This window comes from Bradyrhizobium sp. MOS001, from assembly GCF_004634465.1.
Classification (GTDB): domain Bacteria; phylum Pseudomonadota; class Alphaproteobacteria; order Rhizobiales; family Xanthobacteraceae; genus Bradyrhizobium; species Bradyrhizobium barranii.
Genome location: NZ_SPVJ01000179.1, coordinates 1 through 1,027, shown reverse-complemented (window position 1 = coordinate 1,027; position 1,027 = coordinate 1). Strand labels below are relative to the sequence as shown.

At 62.3% G+C, this 1,027-nt stretch carries 1 protein-coding gene; it reads left to right on the top strand.

The annotated features are described in order from the left end of the window. Nucleotides 1-146: 146 nt before the first annotated feature. Nucleotides 147-1,027 (top strand): IS110 family transposase (locus CT676_RS43755; RefSeq protein WP_135217365.1); only part of this gene is annotated, 881 nt, incomplete at its 3' end.

Below are 1,027 nucleotides of genomic sequence, written 5' to 3'. Positions count from 1 at the left end.
ACGTTGCGGTGACGGACGGGAGCCCGCAAACCCCCAGGTCGTTGCAGGCCGTGGGTGAGAGAGGTGCCCCGTCCGTTAGTCCATTGAACCCGAACAGTCGCCTGGGCCGCAAAGTGCGAAGCCCGATTAGGCAAGGAAGGGTGACCATGGATATCATCGCGGTTGGTATCGACGTATCGAAGGACCGTCTTGACGTTGCAGTTCATCCCGGTGGTGAGGCGTTCGTCGTAGAACGCAACGGTGCGGGGTTGGAGCAGCTGACCGCTCGGCTGAAACAGCTTGCACCCACTATTGTGGCGCTCGAGGCGACGGGCGGCTTCGAGACCATTGCGGCAGCGGCAGTTGGCGGCGCCGGCCTTCCTGTCGTCGTTGTCAATCCGGCGCAGGTCCGTGCCTTTGCCAAGGCACTCGGACAACGCGCCAAGACCGATCCGATCGATGCTTCTGTAATCGCTCACTTTGCCGCAGCGACACGGCCCGAACCCCGGCCTTTGCCGGATGAGGCGACACGGTTTTTGTCGGATTTGGTGACGCGCCGGCGTCAAATCGTGGACATGATAGGTGCCGAGCGGCAACGGGAAAAGCGCGCTACCTCGCAGCATTTAAGAAAGAGCATCACACGGCTGATCAAGGCGCTGGAGAAGGAGCTCGTCAGCGTCGATACGGACATCGACGATGCAGTGCGATCTTCGCCGGCCTGGCGCGAAGCAGAGGATTTGCTCGCCTCCGTTCCCGGCGTTGGGCCCATCATTGCCCGGACCTTGATGGCCGAGCTGCCAGAGCTCGGCCGCCTGAACCGCAAGCAGATTGCGGCACTGGCCGGCTTGGCGCCCTACACGCGCCAATCCGGCCAATGGCGCGGAAAAAGCTTCATTGGTGGCGGGCGACAAGCGGTGCGAACGGTATTGTTCATGGGAGCAATGACCGCCAGACGTCACAACCCCGTCCTCAAGGCCTTCTTTGAGCGCCTCGTGGCCAATGGAAAGCCGAAGCTCGTTGCCCTGATCGCCGTCGCCCGCAAGCTGCT